The organism is Acinetobacter sp. NIPH 542 (assembly GCF_000369825.1).
GTDB classification, from domain to species: domain Bacteria; phylum Pseudomonadota; class Gammaproteobacteria; order Pseudomonadales; family Moraxellaceae; genus Acinetobacter; species Acinetobacter oleivorans.
On the sequence record NZ_KB850206.1, the window covers coordinates 1,713,300 to 1,727,045 of the forward strand.

General features: G+C 37.7%; 16 protein-coding genes and 1 riboswitch. Of the genes, 5 read left to right on the plus strand and 11 right to left on the minus strand.

Features of this window, described 5'->3' with window-relative positions:
* Positions 1–16 precede the first annotated feature (16 nt).
* From F886_RS13510 to galE, 7 genes are all read right to left on the minus strand, one after another.
* On the minus strand, positions 17–1,261 hold the full coding sequence (locus tag F886_RS13510; protein ID WP_005306291.1) for a D-amino acid dehydrogenase: 1,245 nt from the start codon (positions 1,259–1,261) through the stop codon (positions 17–19).
* 175 nt (positions 1,262–1,436) lie between these two features.
* A riboswitch (glycine riboswitch) is annotated at positions 1,437–1,524 on the minus strand.
* 150 nt (positions 1,525–1,674) lie between these two features.
* Entirely contained in the window at positions 1,675–2,166 is a 492-nt protein-coding gene (locus F886_RS13515; RefSeq protein WP_004791829.1) for a hypothetical protein, read from the minus strand.
* Positions 2,167–2,489: 323 nt separating this feature from the next.
* Positions 2,490–3,041, minus strand: coding sequence for a cysteine hydrolase family protein (locus tag F886_RS13520; protein ID WP_005306293.1), 552 nt, complete (start codon positions 3,039–3,041; stop codon positions 2,490–2,492).
* Positions 3,042–3,339: 298 nt separating this feature from the next.
* Complete coding sequence (locus F886_RS20450) at positions 3,340–3,570, minus strand: hypothetical protein (RefSeq protein ID WP_005306296.1); 231 nt, start codon at positions 3,568–3,570, stop codon at positions 3,340–3,342.
* 417 nt (positions 3,571–3,987) lie between these two features.
* Positions 3,988–4,305 (minus strand): hypothetical protein, encoded by a 318-nt coding sequence (locus tag F886_RS13530; protein ID WP_005306299.1) that lies wholly within the window; start codon positions 4,303–4,305, stop codon positions 3,988–3,990.
* Positions 4,306–4,508: 203 nt separating this feature from the next.
* Complete coding sequence (gene fumC, locus F886_RS13535; RefSeq protein ID WP_005306302.1) at positions 4,509–5,903, minus strand: class II fumarate hydratase; 1,395 nt, start codon at positions 5,901–5,903, stop codon at positions 4,509–4,511.
* 116 nt (positions 5,904–6,019) lie between these two features.
* Positions 6,020–7,027 (minus strand): UDP-glucose 4-epimerase GalE, encoded by a 1,008-nt coding sequence (galE, locus tag F886_RS13540; protein ID WP_005306305.1) that lies wholly within the window; start codon positions 7,025–7,027, stop codon positions 6,020–6,022.
* A 65-nt stretch (positions 7,028–7,092) separates the two neighbouring features.
* On the opposite strand from galE, the gene tusD reads away from it, so the two are divergent.
* From tusD to F886_RS13560, 4 genes are read left to right on the plus strand one after another with little or no spacing between them, the layout of a single operon-like run.
* Positions 7,093–7,461: a sulfurtransferase complex subunit TusD gene (gene tusD, locus F886_RS13545; RefSeq protein WP_004791822.1), complete on the plus strand. Its 369-nt coding sequence runs from the start codon at positions 7,093–7,095 to the stop codon at positions 7,459–7,461.
* A gap of 44 nt (positions 7,462–7,505) precedes the next feature.
* Positions 7,506–7,856, plus strand: coding sequence for a hypothetical protein (locus tag F886_RS13550; protein WP_005306310.1), 351 nt, complete (start codon positions 7,506–7,508; stop codon positions 7,854–7,856).
* 17 nt (positions 7,857–7,873) lie between these two features.
* Positions 7,874–8,158 carry a hypothetical protein gene (locus tag F886_RS13555; RefSeq protein WP_005306312.1) on the plus strand — a complete coding sequence of 95 codons (285 nt, stop codon included), beginning with the start codon at positions 7,874–7,876 and terminating at the stop codon, positions 8,156–8,158.
* Between the two features lie 18 nt (positions 8,159–8,176).
* A complete protein-coding gene (locus F886_RS13560; protein WP_005306315.1) occupies positions 8,177–8,488 on the plus strand; it encodes a TusE/DsrC/DsvC family sulfur relay protein in 312 nt (103 codons plus the stop codon).
* 2 nt (positions 8,489–8,490) lie between these two features.
* Here the strand turns inward: F886_RS13560 and F886_RS13565 are convergent, their stop codons facing one another.
* Positions 8,491–9,354, minus strand: a complete 864-nt coding sequence (locus tag F886_RS13565; RefSeq protein ID WP_005306317.1) for a DMT family transporter — start codon at positions 9,352–9,354, stop codon at positions 8,491–8,493.
* Between the two features lie 123 nt (positions 9,355–9,477).
* On the opposite strand from F886_RS13565, the gene F886_RS13570 reads away from it, so the two are divergent.
* On the plus strand, positions 9,478–10,869 hold the full coding sequence (locus F886_RS13570; protein ID WP_005306320.1) for an aminotransferase-like domain-containing protein: 1,392 nt from the start codon (positions 9,478–9,480) through the stop codon (positions 10,867–10,869).
* A 16-nt stretch (positions 10,870–10,885) separates the two neighbouring features.
* Here the strand turns inward: F886_RS13570 and F886_RS13575 are convergent, their stop codons facing one another.
* The 3 genes from F886_RS13575 to moaCB all read right to left on the minus strand — a co-directional run bounded on the left by F886_RS13575 (position 10,886) and on the right by moaCB (position 13,746).
* Entirely contained in the window at positions 10,886–11,368 is a 483-nt protein-coding gene (locus F886_RS13575) for a winged helix-turn-helix transcriptional regulator (protein ID WP_004791810.1), read from the minus strand.
* Between the two features lie 219 nt (positions 11,369–11,587).
* On the minus strand, positions 11,588–12,823 hold the full coding sequence (locus F886_RS13580) for a molybdopterin molybdotransferase MoeA (RefSeq protein WP_005306323.1): 1,236 nt from the start codon (positions 12,821–12,823) through the stop codon (positions 11,588–11,590).
* Complete coding sequence (gene moaCB / locus F886_RS13585) at positions 12,823–13,746, minus strand: bifunctional molybdenum cofactor biosynthesis protein MoaC/MoaB (RefSeq protein WP_000799986.1); 924 nt, start codon at positions 13,744–13,746, stop codon at positions 12,823–12,825. Before moaCB ends, F886_RS13580 begins: the two co-directional genes overlap by 1 nt.

Sequence of the window (13,746 nt, forward strand, 5' to 3'; positions counted from 1 at the left end):
ACTGGCTTTTTACTTTTTAGATCGGATATTTTTGAGCAATATCCTGACCCACTAAAACCGCGGTTGCCGCAGACAAAGTCCACCCTAAATGCCCATGCCCTGTATTGTAAAAAATACGAGGTTGTTTAGATTGCTTCACCACAGGCAGCATATTAGGCATCATTGGTCTTAACCCTGCCCAAGGTACGACATGCTCAGTTGAAATATCAAAGTTACGGTTTACCCAATTTACCAAAGGTTGAATACGATCAGCCCGTATATCGCGGTTGTAACCATTAAATTCAGCAGTTCCCGCCACGCGCAACCGATCTTTACCTAAACGAGAAGTCACAATTTTAGCACTCTCATCTAGTAAACTAACCCACGGTGCATTCTTTACACTTTGCTCATCTTTTAATTGCACAGTAATTGAATAACCTTTTACTGGGTAGACATTTACTCGCTCTCCAATCATATCGGCGAGTTGATAACTTCCTACACCACCGCAAACTACAAGCACATCACCTTCGATTTGGATGCTATCTGATTCAACAAGATAAGGATGCTCTGCACTTGGCTGACAACTTACGATCACTTTGTCTGGATGACACTTAATATCTGTAACTTCCAAACCAAATTTATACTCAACACCGTATTGTTTAGTCTTTTCAGCCAAAGAGGTTGAATATTTATGAATATCCCCCGTTGCATCACTTGGTGTGTAATAACCACCAAAATATTCACCTGTTAATGATGGTTCTATGGTTTTCATCTCATCAGGTGAAACTGAATAGCGCTCTAATGTACCTTTGTTCAATACATTGTTCACTTGTTTAGCAATCTCGTAGTCAGCCTTACTATGATACATATGGAGAATTCCACGTTTCTCCAAATCAAACTCGAGCTGCTCTTTTTCAGCAACCTCAAATAAACGCTTACGAGCAAGTAATGCCAAACGGACCGTCTCAATCGTGTTTGCTTCATAGTTTTTAATATGGGATAAAAACTCAACTAGCCAGCTATATTTATGCAAACTAAATGAAGGATTCAGCAGTAGCGGTGCATCTTTTTGTCTCATCCACTTAAAGCCTTTAACTACAGTGGCTTTTTGGTTCCATACCTCGGCATTACAAGCCGATAATTGCCCTCCATTGGCAAATGATGTTTCCATTGCAGGATATAGATGTCGATCAATCACTGTGACTTTATAACCCAGTTGCGACAATTCATAAGCAGAGGTAACCCCTGTGATTCCCGCACCTATCACAATAACATGTGGCATAACAGACTCCTCAGAAATGCAAAACATTTCATCAGTACAGCCCATCTGTCATTGGTACCTGAGAGTTTCGACCCCAACGTTACCTTTTAACGTTTAGATCTTCCCCTTCGGTGAGTTTATAATTTATAAGTTATTATTTTCAATTCTTATAAATCTAAGCTTCTCTCCAGATTTTTTAATTATTACAGTCCTTCTGCCTGAGAGTTTCCGGGCTTGTTGCTCCTTCGGCGGGTTCTTTCGAACCTCTCTCCCGCAATAATTTTGTATTTATATAAGCAATGTATCTGCCACTTTAGAAAAAACGCATTCTTTTCTTGTAAACTTTTGTACCAGTAATTATCAAGTTATAAGTCATTAATTTAATTATAAAAATAAAAAAGGTGAATTTCCATAAATTCACCTTTTGTGCTTAATTAGAATTTTCCATTGAGCACTGGGTCTGAAACTGTACCCTTCCATTGCTCACGCAAGGTTGGTAAATAAAATTTCTCACCAATAGTGACCAATTCCGCATCAATTAATGCGTGAACTTCGTGCATAAAAATATAATCAAGTGCAACCAAAGAGAGCTGATGATTTTTTTGTGCTGTTTTCTTACGTTTCGCTTGAGCTTGTTTCACTAACTCATTCGCAAAGTTTTTATCTTTATAAGCCGTAATTGCATTTAAACGGAGTTCAATAACACCCCATCCAGCTAATAGCTTTTTAAAGACATCAAAATCTTCTGAAGTTGATTCCCATGTTACATTTTCTAAATCATTATCATCAGGTAAAACTGGCAATAACAGGTCACCTGTACTTGGGAAAATCTTTTTAAGATTTAACAGAAACTTAACAGGCTGATCACCGGGATAATCATTAAATTGCACATGTTGTTGGGTATCTGTTAAATAAATAGAGAGCATTCAAAAATCCTTAGCTAAGCTTCTGTTTTCAATTACTTTATCTTCAATCTTGCAAAATAAATGCAAAACAAAAACAATATAAAAACAGGACAAGGTGGGCATTTTAACAATTATGACAGCTTATTCAACGCTAATTCGCCATTAATTAGTGAAACTTATACCCTCTTGATAAAAAGCCCTCCGAAAAGAGCTCTTTGTTGATACAAGTTCAATTCTTGCTACCGCTAAAAACCGAGCAACCACTAGTCATCAAAAGATTTTCTTATGTTTTAGTGATACAGCTAATAAGACTTTTTGAATAAAGTTATCGCCTTATTTCTAAATTAAATTTGAGAAATGAACTCTTCTGTCGTTTTTAACTTAGCAAAAGCATTACTTAAAATTTGGTTATGATGATCAATTGCTTGCTGAGCATTTAAAGTTACTGAATCAGTTGTTGTATGTGCATCTGAAATTAATATCAATTTATATCCGCACTCAGAAGCAGCCCTAACAGTAGTATCAATACAATACTCGGTTTTCATTCCAGTAATGATGATTTCATCAACACCAAGCTTATCTAACACTTCTTTTAAAAAAGTATTTTTAAAGCCACTCGGGTACATTTTTTCAAAGACTATATCTTTATGTGGATTAAGAGCTAACTCTGCGATTAGCTGAGTATTCGGTCCACTCGGATCTAATGGTGTGCCTTTCTCACCAACATGTCGAATAAAGATAATTGGCCTCTCATTCAAGCGGCAATATTCAATAAGACTCAGAATATTTGAAAGTACGAGTTGAGCATTATGTGGCTTAGACTGGCCGTTAAACAGGCCATTTTGCATATCAATGACAAGTAAAGCCGATTTTGAATTGCTATTGAGTTTTTCCATCATTTCTCTCTGTAAAAACCAATAATGAACAGAGAAAAATTAACCCAGCCATTATTGGCTGGGTTTAGTTATCTTATTAAGTCACTTTAATAAAAATCACACACAGCCTTCTTTAGAGGTCGTGGTGGTGGTGATTTTATTCAATAAACAGTTCATTTGTTTTAACTGCCCAAAATTAAAGCTTGAATAACCATACCATGGCTTTTTCAATAAAAACAAAACTTTTTAACTTTTATTGTATGAAATATCTTTGAAACAGACCTAGTTCTTAAAGAAATACTTCAGCATAAAAACTAATTTATTTAACTGAAAGTAAGTATTCGTATGCTGTTTTTTCATTACTCTCTAATTTAATGACTGCATCAGTTTCATCATTCAAAGTAAGGTTAAATACCTTCTCACCGTCATAAGAAATTTGATGACCCATACGAAATTCTGAATCCATTGATTCAAGAATAATAAAATTTCCTTCGATATTCGAAGCGATATAGTAAGTGTTGTTCCGATGAACATATCTAATTGTGTACATCAATATTTAAATTCCATCTAAAAAATTATGTTTTTTCTTAATTAATAAAAAAGGCTGCTTCCTCTTTTCACCCAAAAATAACCCTAACGAAAAAGTTGCTTAAAACTAGAATTGGAAAGATGCATACAGTCATTTTCCAATTTGATAACACCTAAACTCCATCAATATAAATCGAATTAAAAATAAAATAATTCAAATATTTAAAACCAAAAAACATATAAATTTATGCTAGCTTGAAAAGATCCACCCCTTCTTTTGATTTCTAACACCAATCATTTAGCGCTAAATTTATATACTGATATTACAGAAATACTTAATAATAAAAAACCCCGCCATTAGTCGATAGTTAGTCGGGTTTCTTGTATTGACATATGTCTAACAAAATTAACTCTCGAATGGAGTTAACTACTATTTAAATTAATCTTTACACTTAACTTTCAAAACAGCTGCTTTGGTATTCACTGGAATAAGCATTCCTAAATTATAAACAGTATGATGATTTACGATTTTGTTATTGCTATCCAACTCATCAAAACCCTTATCTTTACATATTTCTTCTGCTTTACTGATTAACTTTGCCCTCAAGGCTTCTCTTGAACCAAATGCATTACTTTGAGCATGAAGTTGATAAACCCCAGGATTCACCTCAGCTACAGTAGGTGGAAACATTTGTAGACAACCCGACAAGGTACAAGTTATTACTGCTAAAACAACTATTGATTTAGTCTTTTTCATTTATTTGAACTTAAAATAAAATAACGTAGCAAAAATAAAGTCTAGATATGACATTTATATTTCAAGGTATAAAAAAAGCCTACTTTTTCAAGTAGGCCTTCCCCTTATGATTTTTTGCGCTGATCATTCAGGACTTTTGTTGTACTTAGCAACTCGCGGATATTACAGAAGTATTTAAGAATAAAAAAGCCCATTAGGAGAGATTATTTACTATTTGGTGAAACCATTTTTTCAGGTTTAACCACTTCATCAAATTGCTCTGCTGTAACTAAACCAAGCTCAACAGCAACCTGCTTCAAAGTTTTATTTTCCTTATAGGCAGTCTTGGCAACTTTTGCAGAATTTTCATAACCAATCACCGGGTTTAAAGCAGTGACCAACATGAGAGAGTTATGTAAGAAGTGATCAATTTTATCCTGATTAGGTTCAATTCCTACCGCACAGTGATCATTAAAACTATTACATGCATCACCAAGCAATTGAATAGACTGCAATAAGTTATAAGCAATCACAGGCATAAATACGTTTAATTCAAAGTTACCTGAAGCACCAGCCACATTAATGGTCGTATCATTTCCAAGCACTTGCGCAACAACCATGGTCATTGCTTCACTTTGTGTTGGGTTTACTTTACCCGGCATGATGCTTGAACCAGGTTCATTTTCTGGAATACGGATTTCACCGAAACCACAACGTGGACCACTGGCCAACCAACGAATATCATTCGCAATTTTATTTAAACTAACTGCAAGCGTTTTTAATGCACCAGAAGCAAAAACAGCAGCATCACGTCCTGCAAGTGCTTCAAATTTGTTTGGAGCAGTCACAAATGGTAAACCTGTAAGCAAAGCAAGTTGAGCAGCAGCTTTCACTGCATAGTCAGGATGTGCATTTAACCCTGTACCTACCGCAGTACCACCTAATGGTAATTCATATAAACCTGTCAATGCCTGTTGTAAACGAACTAATCCATGCTCAAGCTGAGACACATAACCACTAAATTCTTGACCTAGTGTTAATGGAGTTGCATCTTGTAAATGGGTACGACCAATTTTAACAATAGACTGAAACTCATCTGATTTTTTTTGCAAAGTCGTTTTCAGCTGTTCTACGGCAGGAATAAGCAATTCATTAATTTGCAAACTTGCTGCCACGTGAATAGCAGTTGGAAATGAGTCGTTCGTTGATTGAGCACGGTTGACATGATCATTTGGATGTACAGGTTTTTGCGCACCCAACGCTTGACCTAATTTTTGATTAGCAATATTGGCAATCACTTCATTACAGTTCATGTTGCTTTGCGTACCAGAACCCGTCTGCCAGACCACTAAAGGAAACTGTGAATCCCATTTACCATCAATGACTTCTTCAGCCGCGCCCACAATATATTGGCTCAAATCTTGCGGTAACTGTTCAAGTTCAGCATTAGTTATTGCAGCAGCCTTTTTCACCAGCCCCATTGCTCGAATCATGGCACGGGGTAATCGTTCTTGCCCGATTTTAAAGTTCTGTAAGCTGCGTTGAGTCTGTGCCCCCCACAATGCTTCATTTGGAACTTCAATCTCACCCATAGTGTCATGTTCAATTCGTGTTTGCATAGAAACCTCAGTTGTCTGGTTAAAGAACTTACGGGCTGAAGCAAGTATTTGCTCTGGCTAGTTAATTTTTAGTATCGTACTTAAGCATTCCATTATTGTAAATAAGAATCATTATCCTACCTTCCATTTAATGTATTTTGATAAAAGCGCCATTCATCTTCAATCATTTGTTTTAACGGACGTTTAGGTGTCCAATTCAATAATGTTTTTGCTTTGGATATGTCTGCCGCAACCTGACTTAATTCAACATGTTTGTAAAGCGTAGGTTGAGTCGGAATTTCAGATTGAGTTACCTGTGAAATTTCATCTAGTAATTGACGCACAGAGTGAACTTGGTCATGGGCAATATTAAATGCTTCACAACAATGTGTTTGATCACGTAGCCAATGTAAGCTAGCAGTTACAGCTTCACACACATCTAAAACGTGTAGAAAACTGCGTTCAGTCGTATGATCTGATGTTTCAGCTTGATCTTGTAATTCAATCAAATCACGTTGCATTGCAGCAACTTGCATGGCAAGCGGTACAATATTTTTAGGAAGCTGTGCGACATACTCTCCGAGCACCCCATGTTCAAATGCACCTACGATATTAGATAAGCGCAAGATCGCAATTTTCCACTCATGATCAATTTTATAAGTATCACGGATAATTTCTTCAATCATCTGTTGAGACTTAATATAGGGATTAGGATAAGCATAATTGAATTCGTCTGTTTCGCTTAATTGCAGACCAGATTTTCCATATGCTGCAAGGCTAGACAAATGAATAAAGTGACGAACACCTGTGCGTTGCATGGCACGTAGTAAACTCATGATGCAACTTACATTATCATTATAATATTCAAGAGGTTTAAGATTAGATTCTTCAATTGATTTAAACCCAGCAGTATGAATAACCGCATCAATTGAATATTGCTCGAAGACCTTATTCAATGCTGGTGTATTACGTACATCAAGTTTAACAAATGGAACGTACATGCCAGAAATAAACTCTAGGCGTTCCAGAGTTTGCAAGGTTGAATTAGCCAAATTATCGACAATTACCACTTCTTGACCCTGAGCCATGAGACTCAACGCAATGTGTGAACCGATAAAGCCTAAACCACCTGTCACTAAAATCATTGTATACTTACCTTTCTCTTAATGCATCTACGCCCATTTAGACGTATGACCATAGTGAATTCTCAATGAGTACATTACTACTAATTACCTCTGCTCCCACTTCCATTCATGCTTGGCATGCTTTAGGACTTGCTCAGGCACTCAAAAGTAAAAATGAAGACTTTCGTGTATTCTTTTACCAAGATGGCGTGCAGGTTGCTAATGATTTTCAATGGGTTCCTGACGACCAGCGTAATTTAACGCATGAATGGCAAAAGCTTGCGATTCGACTTCCTGTATGTGTGAGTGCTGCCCTCGCTCGTGGTATTACCGATGCAGAAAATGCCAGTCGCCATCACCTTACTCATCACAACCTTGCCAAAGACTTTCAACTGGTCGGGTTAGGTGAACTTGCTGATGCGGTACAGTCAGCATCTCGTCTTATTCAATTTTAAGTTACTTTGTTTGCTTAGATTGTTGCTTTTAAAAGGTATATTGTGTGAAATCTGTACTCGTCATTTTAAGCCAAGCCAACTTAACCAGTCTTCAAATCAATGAAAGCCTTTCTGCTACTATGGTTTTAGCAACCTTTGGCTCACCAGTCAAAGTATTATTGAAAGATGCTGCGCTTAGCCTTTTACAAAATGACTTAAGCTTTAGCCAACTTCATCATGCATTCAAAGTCGCATCAAATATGGTCGAAAGCTTTGAATTTTATGACTTAAGCCCAATTCTGATCGAAAGCAAAAATCAGCAAAATCCTTTTGTTCAACAAACAGAACAAGAGCTCGAATTCATTGAGTTAAATAATGAGTTCATTCAGTCTTTTGACCATGTCTTATATTGGTAGATGAAGGTGTAATTTTAATGAATCCATCAACACTTTATCTCGTGCAATCTACTTATCACAATACACCGAATATTATTGATGAATTAGGTAACCTTTATCAGAAAGGTGATCAGATTATTTTTATGGGTGATTCTGTTGCACGACTTTCAGCTGAAATGATTCAACAGTTTGAAAGTGTTTCATGCTTAAGCATCGAAAAAGATTTAATCGATGCGGATACTTTAGCTCAGATAAATGTATTGGAATATGATCAATTTACAGATCTTGTTTTAACATTTAATCGCTGTATTTCTTTTAAATAATATATTTAGGCTGGTTTCATGAATTTAGAATTAGACCAAGATGGTCATTTGGTTGATTATACAATCTGGAATCCTGAAGTTGCACAAGAGCTTGCCAAGTCACTTGATATTGAATTGACCGAGTGGCATTTCGAAGTTTTAGCTGCTGTGCGTCAGTTTTATCAACAGTTTGGGCACTCTCCTGCGACTCGCCCTCTCATTAAGTTTCTAATGAAAACGGTAAGTCCAGAGATTAATAATGCTGTTTTACAGCAACAATTTAATACTGGTTTAGTTGCCCGTCATTTAAGTCGTTTGGCAGGTGTTCCTAAACCAGCAAATTGTTTATAAAGTTAAGTAAACTTTTTAGCAGCAGCGACACATAAAATAGTTGCTGCTGTGACCACTAACATTGACCAGCTCACATGTTCGTGCAATAAAGCCGCTGCAATAGCTAGCCCCATTAAAGGCTGTAAAAGTTGTAGTTGGCTTATGGCAGCAATACCGCCTTGTGCCAGTCCTTTGTACCAAAAGAAAAAGCCAATGAGCATACTAAACAAAGACACATAAATAAGACCAACTAAAGCTGATGTAGACACACTTTGGAATGAAGCTGGCATATAGAAAATAGTAAGCAACAACATAAAAGGTAAAGACAAAATAAGTGCCCAACAAATGACTTGCCACCCGCCTATTTTTCTTGAAAGTACACCGCCTTCTGCATAGCCAAAGCCACAAAAAATAATCGCCATCAACATATAAAAGTCCCCTATTCCAAGTGATGTATCACCAGAAATAAAAAACATATAAGCGAAAACAACGGCACTCCCCAATACTGCAAATATCCAGAAAAATTGATTCGGTTTTTCTCCGCCTCTGAGTACAGCAAATATTGCAGTTGCAAGTGGCAAAAGACTAACGAATACAATTGAATGGGCTGCATTCATGTGCTGTAGAGCAAGTGCTGTAAACAACGGAAAACCAATCACCACTCCTAAAGCAACAATGGCAAGAGGCCACCAATCTTGCTTGGCTGGTTTCTTTTGTTTTAAAACCAATATAAGAATAAGCCCTAAAACACCAGCAATTGCCGCGCGTGCTGCAGTTAGAAAGCCCGGTTCGAACCCCATTACTGCTACACGTGTAGCTGGCAGTGACCCCGCAAAGATAGCCACGCCAATAAACCCATTTACCCAGCCATTCATAAACCTATTCATAATTTTCTCCGTCACTATACGAAGAATTTAAGCTGTGCTAAGGTGATAAAACCAGATACAAAGCAGTACAATTTAAAAGAACTGTTATGTATTAACAACTAATACAGTTGGGATTTTAAGCGCGTGAATCAGAGCAAAACAAAAATTGAAATTGTCATTTCAGAAATTGAGCAACAAATAAAAAATCGATCTTTATTGCCGGGAGCACGCTTGCCTTCTGTTCGTAAATTAGCAAATGATCTGGGATTTTCAGTATCCACTGTTGTAGAGGCGTATGAAAGATTAATTGCTTTAGGCAAAATCGAATCAAGAACTGGATCTGGTTTTTATATTGTTGGTCCGCTCGCACCTTTAGCTTTAAGTGAATTAGGCCCTAAATTAGATCGTTCAGTTGATCCATTATGGATTTCACGTCAATCTCTGGAAGCGAAAGCAGATGTTTTTAAGCCTGGTTGCGGTTGGCTACCTGATGACTGGATGCCATTAGACAGTATTCGTAAAGCTTTAAGGACAGCCGCAAAAAGCCCTGATGATTGTTTAATGGGTTATTCAACACCATTGGGATTACCAGCGCTACGTGACTTACTGGCAAGGCGTTCTCAAGCAAAAGGGATAGAGGCGAATCTGAACCAAGTACTTTTAACTGATTCGGGAACTCAAGCGATTGATTTGGTTTGCCGATTTTTACTAAAGCCCGATGATGTCGTTTTGATTGATGATCCTTGTTATTTCAACTTTCATGCATTACTTAAAGTTCATCAAGTCAAAGTTATTGGTATTCCCTACACACCAACAGGCCCTGACTTAGAGGCATTTAAAGAAGCAATTGAGACTTACAATCCACGTCTCTATATCACCAACTCAGGAATTCACAATCCAACTGGTGCGACACTGTCTCTTTCTACAGCACATCAACTATTAAAACTGATTGAGCAATCCAATTTGATTGTCGTTGAAGATGATATTTTTTCAGATTTTGAATATAGCGCTGCTCCTCGGCTTGCGGCTTTGGATAATCTGTCACGTGTAATTTTTATTGGAAGTTTTTCTAAAACCTTATCAGCATCTATTCGCTGTGGTTATATCATTGCAAAACCAGAATGGATTGATCAACTCACTGACCTAAAAATTGCCACAAGCTTTTCTCACAATGGCGTGTCTGCAGAAGTTTTATTAAGTGCTTTAACAGATGGATCTTACCGTAAACATATAGAATTATTAAAAGTTCGTTTAGCAAAAGCGATGCACGATACCATTACCAAACTAGAACCTTTGGGCATAAAGCCATGGATTAAGCCTCAAGCGGGAATTTTTGTTTGGTGTCATTTACCAGAGGGTGTTGAAGCTTCAAAAATTGCAAAATACTGTATTAACCATCAAGTTATTCTTGCACCAGGAAATGCGTTTAGCCAAGCTCCTAATGCTGGTCAATTCATACGTTTTAATGTAACACAGTCAAATCATGACCACATTTATAAGACTCTAGCTGATGCGATTCAACAAGAGTCTTCATAATTTATAGAGAGGAAAATTAGGCTTGTTTCTGTTTTTGTTCTATATATGCAAAATAGCCTGGCCCAGCTGAAACTTGCACTTGTTTGGCATGTAAAGGTTCATGGCAAACCGAACATACCATGACTGGTTCGAACTTATGGCCACAAGTTTTATGACGATACTCTAATGGTTTACCTAAACCTTGATCCATCCATTTATCTGCCCAATTCGCCATAGATAAAATAATTGGATAAAGTTCAAACCCCTTATCAGTAAGGCGATATTCAAAGCGTTCTTGACGATCAAAATAAGGAGCTTTGGCTAAAATTTCATATTCAACCAAACGCTTTAAACGATCTGAAAGGACATGACGAGTTACACCTAATGATTTTTGAAAATCGTCAAAACGGCGTATTCCCATAAAAGCATTACGTAATATTAGCATCGTCCATCGATCGCCAATCACTGATAGCATACGAGCAACCGAACAAGGTTGATCACCGATGTCATCCCATTTCATCTTTATGCGTTCCTCGATATTTCCTAGCCTAATGGCCCTATTGTTTATACCCTAAACCACTTACCACGAGTTATGCAAGATTCATTATAAAAATAACTTCTTATCAACTTTATAAAAGAATTTTTTATTATAAAAAAAATAGAAAGCTATTATATAAATTTGCTTAACAAATATAACTCACCCAATTGTATAGTGAATTATATCTATTATTACTCATCATTAATTTGAGATGAATACACCCTTCAAAATATGACCTGCTTCTAGTTTCACACTTGCTGGAATTCGCACCAGACAATTGGCCTGCATTAAATTACTGAGCATGTGTGATTGTTGTTTTGCCAGACTTTTAACTTTAAGTTGTCCATTGTCAAAATAAGCATGCATCCGTAGAAAACGTTCACGCGCATCTTCTTTTAAATCATGATCTAAAATTGCACTAAACCAATCCGGCCCTGCTTGATTTCCCTGCAAAGTGTCAAGCAATGCTTTACCGTAAACTTGCATTGATACATAGACCGCAGCCGGATTACCTGGCAACCCCAGCAAATAACAACGGTGATCTTTTTCCGTGTGAGAATATTCAGCAAAAAAGAGTGGCTTACCCGGCTTTTGTTTTACTTTCCAAAAGATCTGTTCAAAGCCAGCCTCAAAAGCGCATGGGCGAACAAAGTCATAATCACCCACGGACACTCCACCTGTGGTTATGATGACATCATGACTATCTTTTAACTGATTAAAGTAATGCGTGACTTGCGCCGCCTCATCTGCCACATGAATGAGTTCAACCTCTAAGCCGTAATCTTCAAACCAAGCTTTTAGTAATGGACCATTTGCATCAAAGACTTTACCTTCTGCAAGATCTTCAGCTTTTTCGGCAACTTCATCACCAGTGACTAAAACAGCAACTTTCGGCGCACGGTAAACGTCAACCGTTTGTACACCCGCCATACTTAAGGCAGCCAAGCTTCCAATATTTAAGAACTGTCCTACTTGAGCAAGTAACTGCCCTTGTTGGATTTCTTCTCCGGTAAAACGGATATCGGCTTTAGGGCGAATATGTTCAGTTAACAAAATTTCTTGTGCTGACACGACCTCTACTATTTCTTGCCTCGCAACATGCGTTGTGCCTTCAGGAATTTTGCCACCAGTAAATATACGAATTGCCTGTCCTTCACTCAGAATGTCATGACTTTCGCTTCCAGCACGAATCTCGCCAGTAACCTGAAACTTTTGGTTATTTAAATCATCTACATGACTACAAAGCGCGTAACCATCTACAGCACTTTGAGAGAAACTTGGCAAATTAATTTCTGAATAACTTTCTTTAGCAAGATATCTACTTAGGCTATTTTGAAGAGTTTGCTGAATTGAGCCTAATTTTTTAGGTCGGTTACTAATCAGCTCAATTGCTTCATCTACGCTAATCAACCCACGTTCTGCACCACAACCTGACATTATTCATAGCCTCCCGGATGTGGTAAATCACGGCAAACATCAAAAATATGGACTAAGGCAGGTAAAATAGCAGCCATTGATTCACTTGCTCCACCACGGCTTCCCGGTAAAGTCACCACTAGAGAACGGTCGATAAAACCAGCCACTCCACGCGACATTGCAGCATATGGCGTGCGTTTTTGCCCAAATGAACGCGCAGCTTCCATTAAGCCATCTAACTTACGTTCAAGAAGTGGCTCTAGCGTATCAACCGTAATATCCCGCTTACCAATTCCAGTACCACCGACGGTCATAATGCAAGCATATGATTTGCTCAACTCAAGCACTAAGTTTTTTAAAGTATCCGCTTCATCTGGCAAAATCTGGTAGTGAATCGGGTCGAATCCTGCCTCGGTTAAAGTTTCAACCACAGATTTTCCGGCAGTATCGGGCTTTCTGCCAGCTGCGACGGTATCGGATAACACAATAACAGCAGCGGAAACGGGTTGACGAAGAACTCGCTTAAAGTGTGATTTTCCACCTTTTTTCTTAAGCAATTTACATTGATCCATCCAGAGCTCTTCTGGTTCACAATGCGGTTTTAACATGTCGTAAATGGTTAAGCCTGCAAGACTTGCAGCCGTTAAGGCTTCCATTTCTACGCCAGTAGGACCGATGGTTTCGACCACGGTAATAATCTTTACAAAATCATGTTCTAATTCATATTCAACATCTGCGCGATAAATCGGCAGTGGATGACACAAAGGAATCAGCTCATCAGTTCGTTTTGCTGCCAAAATTCCTGCAACACGTGCAGTTTTTAATGCATCCCCTTTTTCAGTATTTCCTTGTCTTAATAATTCAATACAGTGCGGTGGTGCATATAAAATTGCTTGTGCTTCAGCAACACGATAACTTTCCGGCTTCATTCCTACGTTTTTCAT